The following is a 19,922-nucleotide window of genomic DNA, read 5'->3' on the forward strand; positions in this document are numbered from 1 at the left end:
TCAGTAATGAGGAATAGGAATTAATAATGGAATTACTTAAATTTATTTTGCAACTACCATTTTTTATTTTGCAAAAAGCATGGGAAATAATAAGTTATTTTATTATTTTTCTATATGCTTTAATAAAAGGGATTCTTTGGTTATTTAGTCCAATAATTGGTAATATCAAATGGTCTTCCCCAACTTGGTTACCCAAAGTAAAAACATATTATTATTCCTTGGGTTCAATACTAAATAAAGGTAAAACTCTTATTGGCTCATTGATTATTATAGGCGTTGTTAGCTTTTTTACCACTAATTACATTTACCATTGGTATTTAAATCGTCCAAAACCTGTTGAAGTTGCTCCTGTAATATCCAAGTCCTATTATTCTAAATTTAATGCACCTGAAAAAACTAACGATATTTTGTCAATTGATTTTGCTGGCGATACTCGTTCACCTGCTCCTTTGGAATTAATACATAAAGAAATTACCGAAGGGATAACCATTACGCCACCTATTGAAGGTAAATGGATATGGCTTAATGGCAGTACTATACAATTTACCCCGGCAAATAACAATTGGCCTCTAGGTGTTGAATATAAACTAACCTTAGATGATTCAAAATTATTTGCAAACAATAACTTTTTAACAACACCATCCAGTACTTTTTCATTTACTACTCCTGACTTTAATTATCGTTTCAAAAATTATGGCGAACTATACTCAGATCCAACTGAAGCTAATGTAAGAAATGTAATCAATACCATTACTTTTACTAATCCCGTTGATAAAAAAAGTTTTGAGCAAAATATAAAATTAGCGCTGTATGAAAGTGTAGCTAATAAAAATAAAAACAAAGATAAAAATACTGATACTGATAAATTTATTAGTAATGTAGATTTTACAATTACCTATGATAAAAATGATACTGTTGCATACGTAAAAAGTAGCCCTATTCCACTGTTAGAAAAACCGGGTTATTTATACATGACAATTGATAAAGGTGTCGCATCAACGGCTGGGGGGCATCCAAGTAGTGTAATTATAGGTAATGCTGTTTCGGTGCCTGATAAATACAATTTAAATGTCATTAACTCTGAATTAACTCTGGTTGATAAAAGTAACAATAAAATACAGCAGGTATTAATTTTATCATTATCACATCCAATTAAATCTGAAGATCTAACCAAGTCGATTAAAGTTTGGCAATTACCAAAAAGAACAGAGAATGGTTATAAAATTGAATACTATGATCAATTAACGCGTAGCTATAAAACTAAATTTGACGTTACCCCACAAGTACTAGCAAACTCTAAATCAATTGCGCTTAAACCAATTGATACGGAACTTGCTTATCAAACTCAAGTTAGCTTTGAATTTAAAGCTGAGCAAAATTCGCAATTATACGTAGAAGTGAATCAACCTTTAACTTCACAAAATGGTTATTTCTTAGCTGATAATTATCAAAATGTTTTAGAAGTGCCAAGTTACCCTACTTATTTAGATTTCGCTGCTAACGGTTCATTACTATCTTTATCAGGAGAGAAAAAATTACCGATTGTTTCACGAAATATCAAGAAAATGAAATTAGAAATTGATCGGGTAATTCCGTCTCAGCTACAACACTTAGTTTCATTTAATGAAAGTGACGAATTTCAATATATGAATTTTGGTGAACTTGATAACGATCATTTTGTTGAAAAATATAATTACACTAAAGAATTCAAAGGTCCATATGAAGATATTAACTATACTAGCATTGATCTCACTCGTTATTTAAAAGCTAATACTAATGGTAATAAAAACCGTGGTGTGTTCTTATTAAGATTATATGGACAAGATGTAAATAGTAGTGATCTAGAATTCATGGGTTCACGCTTTATTGTGGTTACTGATTTAGGGATTATTGCTAAAAAATCTCTCGATCAATCAAATGATTTATTTATACAATCAATTAGTACTGGGCATCCGATTAGTGATGCTAAAGTTTCCATATTAGGCATGAATGGTATTGCCATTACCAGTAAAAATACCGATAGCACTGGTCATGTTCACTTCGCTCCATTATCTGAATATTACCAAGGCATTAAACCACTAGTATATGTGGTTGAGAAAGATAATGATTCCTCATTTTTACCAATTCAGAGTTATGACAGGAATTTAAATTTATCTCGTTTTGACATTGGTGGTATTCGTGAAACTGTTGAGGGAGGAGAACTACGTTCTCATATTTTCTCAGATCGTGGCATATATCGCCCTGGAGATACCTTCCATATAGGGACTATTGTAAGAGCTCAAAATTGGGCACATTCCTTAGCCGGTATTACATTGGAGGCTGAAATATATGATCCTAAATCAAATTTAGTCATGAAAAAACCCGTGGTGTTAGATAAATTTGGCTTTAATGAACTAAGTTATAAAACCAATTACACCTCGCCTACTGGTGATTGGTATATCAATCTATACTTAAAAGATGACGATAACGAAGAATCACGAACTTTATTAGGTACTAGTTCGGTTGTTGTCCGTGAGTTTGAACCAGACAAAACCACTGTCTCTTTGAAATTACTTCCTGAGATTAAAGATGGTTGGTTAAAACCAGATCAGATAACGGCTGAAATTAAAGCTAAAAATCTTATTGGTACCGATGCAGCTCATCGTCGTGTTACTAACACGTTGATTTTAGAACCATCGCTTCCTTATTTCAAAAAATATGAAGATTACTATTTTTATCAATATATAACAGGTGAGCGTAATAGCTTCAAAGTTGAATTAGATGAAGAAGACACTGATGACAACGGCATAGTAAATATTAATTTACATGACAATATGGAAAGTTTTGAGGGTAATTATACACTTAAAATGCTAACTGAAGTGTTTGAACCTGATAGTGGTCGTAGTGTTGCCGCTACGGCTACTACCTTCGTGTCACCTAATGATTATCTAATTGGTGCTAAAGCAGACGGCAATCTAAATTATATTAATCGTAATTCTGTGCGTAATTTAGATTTTATTGCCATCAATCCATCCTTAGAAAAAATAGATCTAAACGATTTAAAAATTCTTAATCTGGAAGAAAAATTTGTTTCAGTGTTAGTAAAACAGCCGTCGGGAGTTTATAAATATGAATCTCGCCGTAAAGAAGTATTACTATCAGAACAACCATTTGCTATCAATAAAGGGAAAACTACTTACCAGTTAAATAGTGAAAATCCAGGTAATTATATTGTCCAAATTAAAAATAAAGATGATCAATTACTGTACCAAGGTAAATATTCAATCGTTGGTACGGCTAATATTACTCGGGATTTAGATCGCAATGCAGAACTTGCTTTAAAAATTAAGGATACTCAATATAGTCCAGGTGATGAGATTGAAGTAGCTATAAACGCCCCTTATGTAGGCAGTGGCATTATCACCATTGAACGTGATAAAGTCTATGCTTGGAAATGGTTCCATACCACAACTACTAGCTCAGTGCAAAAAATAACTTTACCAGAAGATATTAGTGGTAATGGTTATATTAATGTCCAATTTATACGTGACCCAAATTCAGATGAAATTTTTATGAGTCCGTTAAGTTATGGCGTAATACCATTTAAAATTTCTAATGAACAATTTAATGATAAAATTGTATTGCAAGCCCCATCTTTAATTAAGCCAGGCGAAACCTTACCGATAACCTTACATACCAATACACCACAAAAAGCGGTTGTTTTTGCCGTTGATGAAGGTATTTTACAAGTTTCAAATTATAAATTAAAAGATCCTTTAACTAGCTTTATACGCAAAAAAGCACTATCGGTAAGAACCTCACAAATTCTCGATCTAATATTGCCGGAATATCGTCACTTGCTTTCGCTTTCTGCCCCTGGCGGCGATGGTGATAATGATGATGCATTATCTGGTCATTTAAATCCATTCAAACGAAAAGTCGATGATCCTGTTGTTTATTGGTCAGGTATCATGGATGTTGATGGTGATAAAACAGTTGAGTATAAAGTACCAGATTATTTTAACGGCAAAATTCGAATCATGGCTATATCCGTAGGTAATGAAACCATGGGACATACTCAAATGACAACTACTGTTCACAATGATATTGTGTTACATCCTAATGTCCCTTATTTTGCAGCACCAAATGATGAATTTGAAGTTTCACTTAATGTGACTAATTTAATCGAAAATATTGGTAACCAACCAGTGCCAATTAAAGTGAATGTTTCGACAACACCACAGTTAACAATTATTGGCGAAAATCAAAAAACTATTGAATTAGCTAATGCCAAAGATGGGGTTTTAAAATTCAACTTTAAAGCAACTGAAAAAGTGGGTAATGCCGATCTTCATTTCACTGCTAGTTATGGTGATATTACGGTAATTCGCAATATTAGCACTTCAGTACGCCCTATCACCGAATACCGTTTACAAACTAAGATGGGCAGAATGGATGGTCATGAGCAAACTTTATCTGACTTTAGAACTATGTATGCTAACTATAGTAAACGGGATGCTGCTGTTTCTTATTCACCATTTGTACTTAGCAAAGGGTTAAATACTTATTTGCAAGATTACCCGCATTACTGTTCTGAACAGATTGTAAGTCGTGCAATGCCAATATTATTTGCCAATAAATATAGTGAATTTAATTTAGCATCTAAACAAGGTTCAACCTCATTATCAGATCTTTACCAAATTCTGCAATCACGCCAAAACAGTGAAGGTGCAATTGGTTTATGGTACTCTACCTACAGCGTTGATCCTTTTATTACCTTGTATGCAGTAAACTTTATGCTAGAAGCAAAAGAATCAGGGCAAGTTATTCCACAGAAGATGTTAGATAATGCTAATAAATATTTAAAAACTATTGCGCAATCCGATCGTTCTGATCTATATGGACTTAGATTACGGGCTTATGCAATTTATTTATTAACACGTCAAAATCAAGTAACTACCAGCTATTTAGCTTCCACAATAGATGCACTTAACAATACTAACCGTACTGATTGGAAAACAGACATCACGGCTATGTATTTATCCGCATCTTATAAAATGTTGAAGATGGATAAAGAAGCGAATAAGTTATTAACACCTGTGTGGCAACAACTGAGTAAAGCTTATGATAAAGCTTGGTGGACTAACAACTATTACGATCCTTTAGTAATTAATGCTGGTAAAATTTATTTACTTAGCAAACATTTCCCTGATAAAGCTCAAAATATTCCGGCTCAGGCTCTAGAAAATATGGTTATTATGTTGAATAAACAAAAATACACCACCCAATCTGCTGCAATGACTATTTTAGCTTTAGATAGTTATTCTAGTAGTATCAATGACGCTAATTTAACTGATGATTCATTACAAATTAGCGCAACAACTAAAGATAACGAATCACAAAAAGTTATCGCTAAATTGAGAGGTATTCTAGCTAAAGGTCAATTTAGTTCACAAGATTCAACTGTAAACTTTATTAATCACACTAATTTACCTGCTTGGTACATGTTGTCAGAGCAAGGTTTTGATAGTAAACCACCAGAAAAACCTATTAAACAAGGATTAGAGATTTATCGTGAATTTACTGATATGAATGGTAAACCAGTCGATCATGTTAAATTGGGGGATAAAATTAATGTCACAGTACAAGTTCGAGCTATAGCTGATGAAGGTGCAACTAACCTCGCTATTGTTGATTTGTTGCCTGGTGGCTTTGAAGTTGTTCAACAACCAATTACTCAAGTAGATGACACTGAGGATGAATATATACAAGGTGATGAAGATAATGAAGGTTACGATGAAGATGATGATTATTATGAAGAGGAATATTCCGGATGGGTTTCATCAATAGCCGTTCAAACAGATGAAAACACTTGGTATCCTGATTATACTGATGTACGAGAAGATCGCGTGATCATTTATGGTTCAACCGAAAATAACCAAATCCAAAAATTTACCTATCAAATTAAAGCTACTAATGTTGGTACCTATACAGTTCCACCAGCTTTTGGTGAAGCTATGTATGACCGAGATATTCACGCTGTTTCATTAGGTGGTAAAAAAATGGTTATTGAGCCACAACCCCAATAATTATTTTTGACATTTAATATATAAAAACGGGCTTATAGTCCGTTTTTTTATTTTTTATAATTTAATGAAAGAGCTATATTTACCTAGTGTAACTAGCCAGAAAAATATACAGACTAATAAACTCATAGTTAGTCACTAAATTCCAATGAACTTAGTGACCATATTTGAGTTATTTTCTAGGGAGGATTTATTCTTTACTACTGGTTAATTGATATTATTGTTCACAAATTTCATCAATCGACAAAGTGGCCGGCACATTACGATTATCGGTATATAGGAAGCGGAATAAAAAGCGGATATCGTAGGCACGTAAAACATTAACCATATCTTGTTTACCACAAAATAGGTTATTTAATCCAACTTTAATATTTTCGGTAAGATTTTCTGTAGGTACACTTTGGCTATCTGTCGGTACGGTATATTCAAAAACAACATTATTACTTGTAGATGTAATATTAATGATTTCCATACCACCATCAAGTTTTAAAGGAAACTTGCCCTTTTCTCCTAATAATGACTTTTTAGCGCTATCAACTAATGCTTTAGAAATTTTATCAACTGATGGAGGTTCAGCACTATAAGCAGTAGAACATATTAATATTCCAGAAAATAATACGGCTAACTTGACATTTTTTTTCATTATTTTTTCCTTACTTCACTACTAAAAATTCATTTAATTTAATTCTGTTAAAACCTGCTAATACAATCTAATTTAGTTTATAACACGAGATTCAGAAATTTAGGTGTTAATCAAAGTTGGTTTTAAACTGTTTTATTACATTAAAATAGATCACCATTAATTATATATAATTTTATATATATTTTAGAGATAAAAGAAGCACTTTATAAAGTTATATCTTTAATTTCAATATCTACTATCTAAGATTTAAACCATAAAAAGTTTAGCTAATTTACAAACTAACGGAAATAATAAATAAAAAAACTACCAACTAAAATGAGGACACATCACTTATAAAGTGTTACATTTTAATGGTCAACATAATTTAAAAGCTATTTTTAAATTGTTTTTGATAAATTTTATTCAAATTTAATAAATGAAATAAAATCTATTGATTAATAACGTTTTTTAGATTTAATTTATTTTTATATAGTCTCTAATATCAATCATTGTCTGTTTAATTTGAAAATAAATTATGTTGACTGGGATTCTGATTGTGCGGATAAAAACATAATTTAATTTTAATTAAGGGAATATAATGAGTAACTTGTTTGATTTAAAAGATAAAGTAGCAATTGTTACAGGAGCATCATCAGGGCTTGGTGTGCAATTTACAAAAGCGCTAGCAAAACAAGGAGCAAATGTTGTTATAGTTGCTCGCCGAATTGAAAAACTTAATGCTTTAAAAAACGAGATAGAAAAATATGGTGTTAAATGTTTGGCTATTCGTTGTAATGTCAATAATAATGATGAGATAAAATCAGTTGTAGAGCAAACTGTTAATTCTATGGGAAGAATAGATATTTTAGTTAATAATGCGGGCATTGCGGTAAACGTTCCGGCAGAAGAGCAAACAGACGAACAATGGTTTAGTGTAATTAATACCAATTTAAACAGTCTCTATTTTTTTGCTCGAGAAGTTGGTAAAGTAATGATAAAACAGCATTATGGAAAAATCATCAATATTGGTTCAATACATAGTACGGTTGCAATGAAGCCGACTTTTTTAACGGCCTACTGCTCGTCAAAAGGGAGCGTGCATATGTTAACTAAGTCTCTAGCTGTAGAGTGGGCTAAAAAAGGCATCACTGTTAATGCAATTGGCCCGGCATACTTCCCTAGTGAGATGACGCAACACGCTATAAATAACGAAGAATTCAAGGCGATAATTGATACTTACTGCCCAATGGGTCGTGCAGGGAAAGAAGGAGAACTAAATGGCGCTCTTATCTATTTTGCCTCAGATGCATCCTCATACACTACCGGGCAACTATTGACTATTGATGGCGGTTGGACTGCGATTTAATATTAACATCCTACATTAATTGTGGGATGTACAATCTAGCTAATATGATACTAATATACTTAAACCAATAACTGATAAATTTTAACTTCAAGCTATATATCTAATTCAGGTTATTTTATATTCGTATCATGAGATCTATTTTGCATCTTCGCTATTTTGCTTATTGATTAACAAATAAATACCACTTCTAATCGCTTTAATAATAATCAACAAAATATAACCACCAATGCCGGTAACACATGGCAAAAATGAGAATAACAGAAAACTAAGCGCATTTAATCCCCAACTCCTGTCATTAATCTGAAAATAAGCAATTAAAATACCAAACCAAATAAAGCATACAAAAATCCCAATAAATAATCCAAGGAAAGAAGTTAATTGGTGAGTATTTGGTTTAGTGAACAGTTTTATTAGCATCGACAAAAATAAAATAACCTGCACTAACAATGTAGCAACTATAAAAATAATAATTAAAGTATCAAAATTATCAGAATACTTGCCATAGTAGCTAGTGCCAATAAATTCCATATTAATTCTTAAAGTTAAGAACAAAAGTACATAAAAAAAACCGTGCGCATAAAGTAAATTTCGATCTTTGAAGAGAAAATAAATTATTTCTAATTCAGAATTTTTTGGGGCAGCCATAAATCAATCTTCCTTTTAATTTACTAATTCGATATTAACATAGGTTGATAAATAACTCCCATATTAAACTTAATAAATTAGAAGTAATACTTATGGGTGATGCTAATCTACTCTGAAAATTACTTTAATTACATCATTTAAATTTCATAATAAATGCACAATAGCAAGATTATTTTTAGATTTATCATATAAATGTTCAAACCAATCTAAAATTGGTTATGATAAACTGAACCATGTTAATGATAATGGTAATCTAATTTAATTATGCTAAAAATTATCGTATTATTTATACTCACCGCTTTAGCTGAAATTTCAGGTTGTTATTTTGTGTATATCTGGGCTAAAAAAGTGGTTGGCGACTGTTTTTTGATACTGGCTGCATTATGCCTTATGTTATTTGCTTGGCTACTTACTTTACACCCAGAAGCTAGTGGTAGGATTTATGCAACTTATGGTGGTATTTATGTTGTAGTATCTCTTATTTGGCTTAAGTTAGTTGATCATGTCAAACTATCAACTTTTGACTTAATCGGTGCCATAACTATTCTACTAGGGACTTTAGTTATTATTTTGGGCTGGAGAATATAAATTTAACTCATTAATTAAATTAGTACACCCTATCCTCTTAACAAAAAACTAAGCTAATACCATTATATATACCGTACTTTATTAGTAATAATTTACTATTGTTGCAAGATTTTTTTGACATTGAATACTAATATTTTCGCGAATTAACTCTCTTTTTTTAAATTCACTTCGCTTGTTACTTTTAATATCGTCAATAGATTTTGGTGCTTGATTACAAGGCAATTTGAACCATGCTTTATCGTAGGATACACCATTTAATTCCTGCCAAAGCTCGTCGTAATCGAATACAAATTTACCTAACTTAACATGCGCTTTACTTTTAACCGCATATATATTTTCGATCTTAAAAAATTTAGCAATATCCAAAATTAAAGCCACCATAAGATTTTTAGGTCTAAAACCAAATAAATCTTTAGTTAATTTTTTCAATATTTCTCTGCTCGTATGACCTTGCACTCCAGCTATATAAATTTCACCTGAAAGTGTGATTGTAAAATGAATTGAAAAAACAAGTTTTTCGTCAAAACGCATGATAATTCTTAGATCACCTTCTCGTGGATATAATGCAGAAGTTAAATATAACGATATTTTTGTATCATTTTTACCTTCACCTTCTGCCAAAAGAACTCCATGAAGGGCGGGAGAGTAAAGTTTGTCAATTGCATTTGCATTTATTTTCTGATCAATAAAATCAATATGTGAATTTAGAATAGATAATTTTTTATTATATGAAATTTTTTCATTGAGATATTTATGAAATAATTTTTCAGTCATTGAATAAGGCATATCTAACTTTTTATAGGCTAAAGGATAGGCACTTAATTTACATTTCTTCTTAAAATCTGAATAGTTAGATTTATTTAATGATATTTTTATAAAAAATAAGGTCAACCGTGACTTCATTTGATACATTTCCTTAATTATATAACTAATAAAAGTTAGATGGACTTTTCAATTTAAGTATAGTTGTATTCATTAACGTATTCAGACCAATCAATAATACACGCCAAACAAATAAATCTGCTTGAAAGAGATAAAATATACTTAAAAAATTGATATGACTTTTTTGAAAAAACTAGAGATTTCTAATAGTTATTATAATAAATAAGAACTAATTCCCATTCTAATGCTATTTAGTTAAGATCACTAATTATTAAAATAAATATTTGTATGCTCTAATAAACAATTTTCCCATTTATACACTGTAGCAAATAAATTTTGCTAGCATCTCCCTAAATTTCACATCTTAGAGATTTATGGTACTCTATTATAATGATTATTGTTAACAATACTAATAAATCTTAAAGAAATTTAATATGATGAATAAATTTAATTTTACAAAATTAATACTGATACTAGTATTTACTTTATTCTTTTTAGTGTCTTGCTCTAAATCTCATGAAAAATATATCGGTTATTGGAAATTAGACTCTACCAATAATTTAGAAGCAATAGAAATAACTAAAAAAAATAATACTTATATTTTAAGTGACAATATAATAAAAGAAAAAAGCAAATCTTTTGTCTTAGAAAAATCTGGTGACCAATTATCAGTTAATAATGGAATTACCACTATTAACTTAAAATTAGCTAATGATTCAACCCTTTTAATTGCAGATAAAAAGTACATTAAAATTTCAACAACTGAGGTTGATAAAATTAAAGCTAATTTAAATAAAAAAGCTCATAGTTGGCTGACTTGCGACAAAAATACAATTATTACACTGAACTCAAAAAGTACGGAAATATGCATACCCAAAATCACCTTACAAAGGCAGATGAAGGATTAACAAAAAACGAACTCTCTATTGAAATGGCAATGTCGAATTTTGAACTTTAATCCCTTCTAGTTTACCTGTTGAACGTTCAATCCATTTCTGATGAGTAATTTTACATTTTGGCCTTAAATAGATTTTATTAATATAGCCATTAACTTCAGAATAATCCAAATATAGCGTTGTATTTATTGTAGATTTAATCTCATAATGCTTATTCGTTATATATTGCATTTATTAGAGACAATCAATACTATTTAAATTGATTATTAGTTCTAGGTATAATTCTATTTATTGCATGGATATCTAAAATCTAATGCAAAAATATAAGTTGTAGATAAATTGACATCTAAACGTTTTTCTCGCAAATGTTGGGGAAACGATAATACATAATTTTCCATTAATTTCATTGCATCCTTATCTGAGATTGTTACATTATCAGGAATACAAAAAAGTTTTGTATTATAGTTAACTGCAGCTTTAGCTGCTGTCATAGAAACACCGTCCATAACCCCTTTTAAATTTGATATTGCTATATTTTGATAACTTTTATTTCCTGAATTATATAACTTCAGATAATCACCATAAGTAAGTACGTGTCTATTTATTAATATTTCTAATTCGCTATTGGAAGCTAGTATTAAACATGAATTAAATAATAAACAAAATGTTAAAATCAGTTTCTTCATATAGTTAAGACCTCTTTTCACTAATTTCTTTAACCAGTTAATTTATTTCTAGAATATATGATATTGATGATCACACAAAAGTAGAATGGTGGCACCTTTTCCCACTATCTAACTATTTAGTAATTTTCCTTACTGAACAATTATATATTCATTATGAAAAGTATAAACTTTAATTAATTTTTTTCTGATTCTGATAAAGTAATGCCATATTTATCAGCTATATAAAGATAGGTGCGAGCTATTATTAACTACATAACAATATTTAGTTAATCTTCTTGTTTTTTATAGTTATATACTTTTATATAAATTGAATTTCCTCATAATGAAAGAACAGGTAATAATTAAAAAATTCAGAATAATGCTAACACAAAATATAAACTAAATTTAGAAAACTCATATTTTTTAGCTAATGGAATTATACTTAGAGTTAACAACACGGTGACAATAAATATAATATAATTTTTTTAGTGTTTCTTATTAATACTATAAAATAAATAAAGGTTATTATACCCAAAAAACTAATTGAAAATTGTTAGTTTTAAACATACAGATTATGAGCCTTTGAAAAAATTCAAACTCAATAAGTTAAATAAAGTTAATGAAGTATATAAATAACTGGAACATAATGAGCATAAAATAATGTAATTTGAGCTTATTCCATTAAATCAAGACTACACAATTATGAGTATATTAAAACAACAAACTAGAATTATTGGGACAATGGTTGAACATAGAATATTTAAACGGAAAAGGTAATAGCTATGGTAGTTAGACTTAGGAAAAAGGTAAAAATAATACCAGACTTAAGCTTAAATTTAAGCTCAAAAGGAACTACAATAAAAGTTAAAATAGATAATAATGGGAATGTAGAATATCTGAATCCAAATGATGGTAAACCTTTACCTGAAAAAGTGATAGCAAATATCAAAAAAAATAATAAAGAAGCATTGATATCTACTTTTAAACAAGCTTGTAAAAACTATAATGATGGTTTAGATTTACTCGATAAACTCCACTTAGATGTGTCCCCCCCTTCAGACATTAGAGTTTATAATAAAAAAGAATATCCAGAACTCCCACCGAAAAAAGAACAACTAAAAAATCAAAGTTTTTTAAGTAAAATATTTCCATTTATAGAAAAGAAAAGATTGAATATCAACGAAGCAATAGAATCTGAATATAATGATAAATTAAATTATTGGGCTCAAAAAAAAGTTGAATTTGATAAAAATGAGATTGATAAAGAGTATAAAATTAACAAATTACTAGCATCAGGCAATGAGGAAGTTATTAATTCTGAATTAATGGAATTATTATCAAATATTCCATTTCCTAAAGAAACTAATATTAATTTTGAGATTAATGAAAATAATTTGATTCTTGATATAGATTTACCTGAAATTGAAGATATACCTAATAAGAAATATACTGCATCTGATAATAGTTTAAAAATTTCAATAAAAACAATGTCTGATACACAGCGAAGAAAAATATATATGACACATATTCATTCAATAATTTTTAGAATAATCGCTGATGTGTTTAGTTTAATTCCTACAATAAAAAAAATCACTCTTTCTGCTTATTCACAAAAACCTAATATTCAAAACGGCAACATCGAAAATCAATATCTTCTTAGTGTGAATATTGATAAATCGGCATGGAAATCAATCAATTTTAATAATATTGAATATATTGATGTGGTTGAATGCTTTGAACAATTTGATTTAATCCGCAATATGAGTAAAACAGGTATATTTAAAGAGATAACACCTTTTACCACTCTTATAAGAGATAATAATAAAATTACACAAGAAGTAATAAACAAGTTTAAAAATTTAGATGAAGAAAACGAAGTAATATCACAGAAAGTAGAACAACATGATTCAGACGAATCCTTTATATCACCGAGCATTGCGTTAATAATCGGAATCATCTTTTTACCATATATTTTTTCTTGGTTTACCTTAAAGAAAGGATATTCTAAAACCTCAAAAATTATTAGTTTTACATGGATGTTTTTATCTATTCTATTACGTTATTCGTCAGATTAATAATTCAATAATTTAATTATCAACCGCTAATTAGGTGGTTTTTCATGCCTAAAATTCACATAAGCATATCAAAAAACCTAAACCCTTCCCGAATGTGTATTTACAGGTTAAGAAATACAGGTGTGAACGGTTGAGAGGCTACGGTGAAAGTGTAGCAATCACTAAAGGTAGTATATCGCAGCAATCATCATATACTGAATAGACCGTTGCGCATAACCAAACAACAAAAGCCATTACATTCCAAAAAGTTAGTTTTTCCTTTTTTAGTATATTAAATAAACCGAAAAGCACTAGAAATGTAATCATTTCATCAATGATATAAAAACTTACAATTATGGTATACCTAATAGGTAGTGGGAGGTATATACATTAACAATAAAGATACTAACAACAAATATAAGAGCTAAAATTAAACTAAATAAAACACCAAACACCCAAAATGTTACGGCCAGACAAAGTTCACCTTTTACTAGTTTTTTTATAATTTTCATAACAAAAGCCATAAATTATTTTTATTCAAAATACCTGCTTGGGAATGTTCAAATATTCAAATCAAAGCCCATTCACTGATTGGGCTTGAGTTTGATGAAGCATGAGCCTTTTTGTAGTACATAAATATGAAAAAATTAATGCAACAGATAAATAATTTCTAACAAAAACCAGATTGAATAGAGTAAATTTAAAATTGAAAGAATAAATGCTATAACACCCTCAAAAGTAACTTTTTTATTTCGCAATATAAAAAAAATACCTGATGTAACCATGCATGCAATTATAAATTGAATAACAGCAAGCAAAATTATGGTAACTAGAACCCCTGTTGTCATTGAGAATAAATATGTAGTAATTAATTTAAAAATAATTACAAATGGTAATACGCTACATGGAATAAGAAATCCCCAAAACGTTACAGCTAGGCTTAATTCTCCTTTAACTAACCTTTTAAATACATCCATATTAATTTTTCTTGTATAAATAAAATACACTATACAGCCAAATGCATTATTCACAAACTTATTTACGAGTGAGTTTTTGAATAATGACAGCTCGGAAAGACGAGTCATGTTATATTCTTTACTCTATAAATGAGGCTGTTTTTAATCGAGGTTTTCATGAACAATTTAGCAATAAGTACAAATAATATTACCACTAATCGTTAAGTATCTTGTTGTATGCTGTTTACATGAATAGAGTAAGCCTTTGATTTGATCTTTAACCAAATAAATCATTTCCTGCTCGTCTTTTTTGAAAGAACTTACTCGTTCAATTAGATTAATATACAGCTCCACTAGCCTAATCAACTCATTAAACATAGCTTTAAAATAAGTTAGCTCAAGATTCATTGTGCGTGGTACAACGTGTTTAATACGATCTGTCCTGAATATTTCTCCATCAGTACGTTTTTGCGATGATCAACTGTTTGGCGATAAAATCAGCAACTAATGAATTATCAATGCAGTCACTAGAAAATAACATGGCTGTTAGCAGCTTATCAATCTTTACCCCCAAACAAGGCTTAATGTTTGTTTGCTCTCTCCCTTATAATTTTCATAAGTGAGTTATTTACCTTTAGTCGCAAAAATCTTACGAACGCTATGCCAACCGCCAATATACTTATCAAACTGTCATTTGCCGTTAGTTTGTTTTCGGATCACTATTTGTTTTTATCTTATATTCACTTAATACTATCTGTGCGACTTTATCTATCTCTGGAAATAATGATGCTCTGTGAATACCTAACTGTTTTAGCTCACTAACAATTTTTTGTTTATATTTACCTTTTATAATGATATTAATTTTATGTTTGCCTCTAGAACCTTTCTTAGCCGCTTTAAATTGAAAGTGTTGCTTTGGTGGCTCTATCTTAGTTTTTTTTGAGTCTGCAAATCCAAACAACAAAAATGCACCATTCTGACTAATGATTCTAGGATTATTTAGTTTTGGTTTTACACAAAATACAGAAGTCAGATCAGCTGGTTTTATATTTTCATGAATAAAATAAACTTTTTCCTCTTGGATAAGATGTTTGAATTTTATATCTTCTTTAAAACAATATTCTCTACTCCACTTTTCCCATAAATTTACAAATTGTTTTAAGAAATTAACAATTTCTTCTGAAGTTTTTGAAGTTTCAGAATTATCATAATTAAACAATTTATCGAAATTTTCTTCATGTTTATTAAGTTTATCTTCGAATTGAACTATCTTATCTAATAGTATATTTACTCTACGATTTTGATTTCTTCCCAAAAATCCCTTTTTATTACCCACACAATTATGAAGTTCTATTAATTTACTAAGTTCATCAAATATTTCTTTAGCTAAATTTATGTATGTTGATGGCTCACAATCCACTATAGATCTTATTTTTTTTAATAATTGATTATAATAACTATGAAAATATGTATAAGTTACATCTATTCTCGCTAGATTACTTAAAATAGTAACTGTATCACTGTTATAATTTCTTATTTGTTTATTCGGTATATCGTAAATTGTAACAGCCCCGTCTTCATCTTTATTAACGTTACCATAATGGTTAACACAGGCAAAATACAAAGCAACTAATGGATTACTTGTTACATCTAAAAGTCGTGTTGGGAATTCATAATGTTGCATCATTACAAGATGCTCAAATGTATTTTTACATGAACTAAATTGTTCAGGAAATCTTGATACAAGGTCATAGAACATTTTGTGTTCATATTTTATATATGGATCATAAATAATTCGTTTACCATTTTTTTTAATTTCTGAAACTTTGTCTTTAGGAGATCTATAAATTGAGGGATAATCTATCTCAAGATATTCAGTTTTACTTAACCCTCTATAAAACCTTTCTATTTGTTTTTCTTTTTTTGTTTTGTTTATTGGCTTGACTTCATTTTGTAAAACATACAAAAAATCTGCAACACAAGTTATTTCTTGAGTATTAGTCACTTCATTCGGATTTGTATTTTCCATGAAAATCTACCTATTGGAATTCTCCCTGTCTCAAGAAAATGCAATTGCTTGATCGATTTTGTTGAGTTTCACTTTATAACATATGTATAAGATATACAAAATTACAATTAATTAGTAATTATATTTAACTATAAGTCAAAATCATTTTATAACCTAATACGTTTATTTACTAAAATAAAAAACAATAAAAAATGATAATTCATCTAATAGTGCCCTATCTTATTATTTAATAATTTTTCTTACTGATAAATTATATATTCATAGTGAAAAGTATAAATTATTTTTATTCAAAATACCTGCTTGGGAATGTTCAAATATTCAAATCAAAGCCCATTCACTGAATGGGCTTGAGTTTGATAAAGCATTATTTTTTTAGAGTTATAGAAATACAGAACTAAGTACATAAATACTTATCAAAAGCACAAAGATCGAATAGATGAAATTTAAAATTGAAATAATAAATGCTATAACACCCCAAAAAGTAATTTTTTTATTCCTTAAAATGAAAAAAATACCTGATGTAACCATAGCTGAAATTATAAATTTAATCACAATAACTATGGCTACGGTAATTAATGTCACTCTTAATGACTGTATTCCATATTGAGTAATTACTTCTGCAATAATTTCAGATGGTAATATGCAACCTAGTATAAGAAATCCCCAAAACGTTACAGCTAGGCTTAGTTCTCCTTTAACTAATCTCTTAAATATATTCATATAAATTTATCGCACATAAATAAAACACACTATACAGCCAAATAAATTATTCACAAACTTATTTACGAGTGAGTTTTTGAATAATGACAGATCGGAAAGACGGCATATCCTAAATCTTATTACCCTATTTTAAATTTTTCACAAAAAACAAAAAGAGTTATCAAAAATAGTAAGACCTACACAGCTATATCAGAAAAACAAAATCAAATCACATTCAAACGCCATAATTTAGCACCAGTTGGCTTTATTAATAAAAAAAGACCTTTACCATCAGACAATTGGTATTGTTTCACTTGAGGTTTAGATGACTGAATTTGTTTACCAGTTAATGGTTTTACTACTCTAGCCATGCATCACCTCATTTTTAGTAATACATTTTTTATTGTCTATGATTTGTATTACTAAATATATTACTAAAATCGGTAATAACAGCCAAATTAACACGAATGGAAATGAACAATAAACATGCTTTACTTTATATAAATAAATGATTTTATTTACTAAAATGAAAAGTGATAAAAGGTGATAAAACATTTAATGGTGGCCCCTACTGGACTTGAACCAGTGACCAATCGATTATGAGTCGACTGCTCTGACCAACTGAGCTAAGGGGCCTCGGTGAGGAGTGCTACTGAGTTAGTAGGCTTGTGATTATAATAGAGTTAATTAGATTTTGCTATAGTTAATTATTAAATTCGATTAATTTGCTTATTTCTTAAACGCTAATTAATTAGATTTTAATCTGCCACAATAACTGATATTTTTTAATGAATTAACCTGATACAATAGATTAGGTTATAATAATTATTCGTTGTTTATGGTTGAGGAAATATTATGTCTATCAAAAAAATATTATTTATAAGTGTAGCTGTTTCAACTGCGCTACTCTTAAACGCTTGTAGTAGCTCTCAATATCAACCTACTGCTGCAGGTAGTAAAGTTCAGTTTGTTGATACTAAACCCGCAGCTACTTGCCAGCTTTTAGGTAAAGCCGAAGGCCGTCGTGGTACCTTCTTTTCTGGTCAAAAAACTCATAGTGAACTTATCCGTGATGCTGCAACTGACTTAATGAATAAAGCAGCCGCTATGGGTGGTAATGTTATTTATGACGCCCAAGATGCATCAATGAAATACCTTTCAGATGTAGCACCAACAGATGCGGTAATGGTTGGTGATGTTTATCGTTGCAACTAAGTTTTAACTATATAAAAAAAGGGAATTTTATTTCCCTTTTTTTATTTATTCTTATTAACCATTCTGTTTTTCAAATTGTTTCATAAAGTCAATTAAGTAATTCACTCCATCAAGATCCATGGCATTATAAATTGATGCTCTCATTCCTCCAGCAATTCTGTGACCTTTAATCCCAATAATATTAGCTTTAGTTGCCTCACTAACAAATAATTTATCCAGATCTTCATTAGGTGAAAGGAAAGTAACATTCATAATAGAACGGTTGGCCTTGGCGACCATATTATGGTAAAAATCAGAGTGATCGATAAAATCATACAACAATTTAGCTTTAGCTTGATTACGCTGTTGCATAGCCTCTAATCCACCTAAATTTTTAATCCATTTAAATACTAATCCTGATATATACCAAGCAAATGTAGGTGGCGTATTAAACATAGAATCGTGATCCATTAGGATCTTATAGTCTAAAACTGAAGGTAATATTTGTTGCGCATAACCTATCAGATCATCACGAACAATTACGATGGTAATTCCGGATGGACCAATATTTTTTTGCGCACCGGCATAAATAATACCATAACGACTAACATCAATAGGCTGCGATAAAATACAAGATGATAAATCCGCAACTACTGTTTTATTAACAAAATTTGGTTGTTCAAATATCTCTATTCCATCAATAGTTTCATTAGGGCAATAATGAACATAGGCTGAATCATTATTTAATTGCCATTCAGACATTGGTTTAACAGTTACCAAACCATTTTTTTTAATAATCACATCTTGTTGAATTACAGTGCAATACTTAGCAGCTTCTTTAGCCGCACACAAACTCCAATAACCACTATTAATATAGTCTGCACTAGTTTTATTGCCTAATATATTTAATGGAACTGCGGCAAATTGAGCTCTAGCTCCACCTTGGCAAAATAGAATTTTATAATTAGCGGGCACATTTAAAATATCGCGAAGATTATTGGTTGCTTCAATTGCGTAAGCATCAAAATCCTTGCCCCTATGGCTTAACTCCATAACGGATGCACCCGTGTTTTGCCAATCTAATAATTCGGTTTGTACCTGTTTTAATACGTCAGCAGGTAACTTTGCAGGACCAGCACTAAAGTTGTAACTTTTATTCATTTGGATTCACTTTATTTCATTTAAAACAGAAATGTATTTTTACATTGTCGAACAAGATATACAATCAGATTTTTGTAAAAATGTTTCAGGAGCGCTATAC

At 29.7% G+C, this 19,922-nt stretch carries 14 protein-coding genes, 1 tRNA gene and 1 pseudogene; 7 read left to right on the forward strand and 9 right to left on the reverse strand.

What is annotated here, in order from left to right; genetic code table 11:
* Nucleotides 1-26 precede the first annotated feature (26 nt).
* Nucleotides 27-6,068 (forward strand): alpha-2-macroglobulin family protein, encoded by a 6,042-nt coding sequence (locus tag A9G12_RS02670; protein WP_065564329.1) that lies wholly within the window; start codon nt 27-29, stop codon nt 6,066-6,068.
* 214 nt (nt 6,069-6,282) lie between these two features.
* Here the strand turns inward: A9G12_RS02670 and A9G12_RS02675 are convergent, their stop codons facing one another.
* Nucleotides 6,283-6,708 carry a hypothetical protein gene (locus tag A9G12_RS02675; protein WP_065564330.1) on the reverse strand — a complete coding sequence of 142 codons (426 nt, stop codon included), beginning with the start codon at nt 6,706-6,708 and terminating at the stop codon, nt 6,283-6,285.
* A gap of 577 nt (nt 6,709-7,285) precedes the next feature.
* Here A9G12_RS02675 and A9G12_RS02680 point away from each other — a divergent pair.
* On the forward strand, nt 7,286-8,053 hold the full coding sequence (locus tag A9G12_RS02680; protein WP_065564331.1) for a glucose 1-dehydrogenase: 768 nt from the start codon (nt 7,286-7,288) through the stop codon (nt 8,051-8,053).
* Between the two features lie 135 nt (nt 8,054-8,188).
* On the opposite strand, the gene A9G12_RS02685 is transcribed toward A9G12_RS02680, so the two are convergent.
* Complete coding sequence (locus A9G12_RS02685; protein ID WP_065564332.1) at nt 8,189-8,698, reverse strand: hypothetical protein; 510 nt, start codon at nt 8,696-8,698, stop codon at nt 8,189-8,191.
* 264 nt (nt 8,699-8,962) lie between these two features.
* Between A9G12_RS02685 and A9G12_RS02690 the strand changes: the two genes are divergently transcribed.
* The gene (locus A9G12_RS02690) at nt 8,963-9,286 is read left to right on the forward strand and encodes a YnfA family protein (protein WP_065564333.1); all 324 of its coding nucleotides are present in this window, start codon (nt 8,963-8,965) and stop codon (nt 9,284-9,286) included.
* 81 nt (nt 9,287-9,367) lie between these two features.
* Here A9G12_RS02690 and A9G12_RS02695 read toward each other — a convergent pair whose 3' ends face one another.
* Nucleotides 9,368-10,189 carry a DUF535 family protein gene (locus A9G12_RS02695; protein WP_065564334.1) on the reverse strand — a complete coding sequence of 274 codons (822 nt, stop codon included), beginning with the start codon at nt 10,187-10,189 and terminating at the stop codon, nt 9,368-9,370.
* Nucleotides 10,190-10,602: 413 nt separating this feature from the next.
* Between A9G12_RS02695 and A9G12_RS02700 the strand changes: the two genes are divergently transcribed.
* On the forward strand, nt 10,603-11,076 hold the full coding sequence (locus A9G12_RS02700) for a hypothetical protein (RefSeq protein WP_065564335.1): 474 nt from the start codon (nt 10,603-10,605) through the stop codon (nt 11,074-11,076).
* Nucleotides 11,077-11,348: 272 nt separating this feature from the next.
* On the opposite strand, the gene A9G12_RS02705 is transcribed toward A9G12_RS02700, so the two are convergent.
* Nucleotides 11,349-11,750, reverse strand: a complete 402-nt coding sequence (locus tag A9G12_RS02705) for a hypothetical protein (RefSeq protein WP_065564336.1) — start codon at nt 11,748-11,750, stop codon at nt 11,349-11,351.
* A gap of 645 nt (nt 11,751-12,395) precedes the next feature.
* Between A9G12_RS02705 and A9G12_RS12605 the strand changes: the two are divergent.
* Nucleotides 12,396-12,506 (forward strand): annotated as a pseudogene (locus tag A9G12_RS12605) (DNA-binding protein); the annotation flags it as partial.
* A gap of 5 nt (nt 12,507-12,511) precedes the next feature.
* On the forward strand, nt 12,512-13,804 hold the full coding sequence (locus tag A9G12_RS02710) for a hypothetical protein (RefSeq protein WP_065564337.1): 1,293 nt from the start codon (nt 12,512-12,514) through the stop codon (nt 13,802-13,804).
* Between the two features lie 1,121 nt (nt 13,805-14,925).
* Here the strand turns inward: A9G12_RS02710 and A9G12_RS12610 are convergent.
* The 4 genes from A9G12_RS12610 to A9G12_RS02725 form a co-directional block, all read right to left on the reverse strand.
* A complete protein-coding gene (locus A9G12_RS12610; protein WP_442903465.1) occupies nt 14,926-15,189 on the reverse strand; it encodes a phage integrase in 264 nt (87 codons plus the stop codon).
* A gap of 250 nt (nt 15,190-15,439) precedes the next feature.
* On the reverse strand, nt 15,440-16,768 hold the full coding sequence (locus A9G12_RS02720; RefSeq protein ID WP_065564339.1) for an FRG domain-containing protein: 1,329 nt from the start codon (nt 16,766-16,768) through the stop codon (nt 15,440-15,442).
* A 923-nt stretch (nt 16,769-17,691) separates the two neighbouring features.
* Complete coding sequence (locus tag A9G12_RS12325) at nt 17,692-17,838, reverse strand: integrase arm-type DNA-binding domain-containing protein (RefSeq protein ID WP_176701740.1); 147 nt, start codon at nt 17,836-17,838, stop codon at nt 17,692-17,694.
* 188 nt (nt 17,839-18,026) lie between these two features.
* Nucleotides 18,027-18,103, reverse strand: a tRNA-Ile gene (locus A9G12_RS02725).
* A gap of 219 nt (nt 18,104-18,322) precedes the next feature.
* Between A9G12_RS02725 and A9G12_RS02730 the strand changes: the two genes are divergently transcribed.
* Entirely contained in the window at nt 18,323-18,682 is a 360-nt protein-coding gene (locus A9G12_RS02730) for a DUF4156 domain-containing protein (RefSeq protein WP_065564340.1), read from the forward strand.
* Nucleotides 18,683-18,736: 54 nt separating this feature from the next.
* On the opposite strand, the gene serC is transcribed toward A9G12_RS02730, so the two are convergent.
* Nucleotides 18,737-19,822, reverse strand: coding sequence for a 3-phosphoserine/phosphohydroxythreonine transaminase (serC, locus tag A9G12_RS02735; protein WP_065564341.1), 1,086 nt, complete (start codon nt 19,820-19,822; stop codon nt 18,737-18,739).
* Between the last annotated feature and the right edge of the window lie 100 nt (nt 19,823-19,922).

It is taken from the genome of Gilliamella sp. wkB112, from assembly GCF_001690685.1.
In the GTDB taxonomy this organism is placed as follows: Bacteria; Pseudomonadota; Gammaproteobacteria; order Enterobacterales; family Orbaceae; genus Gilliamella; species Gilliamella apicola_J.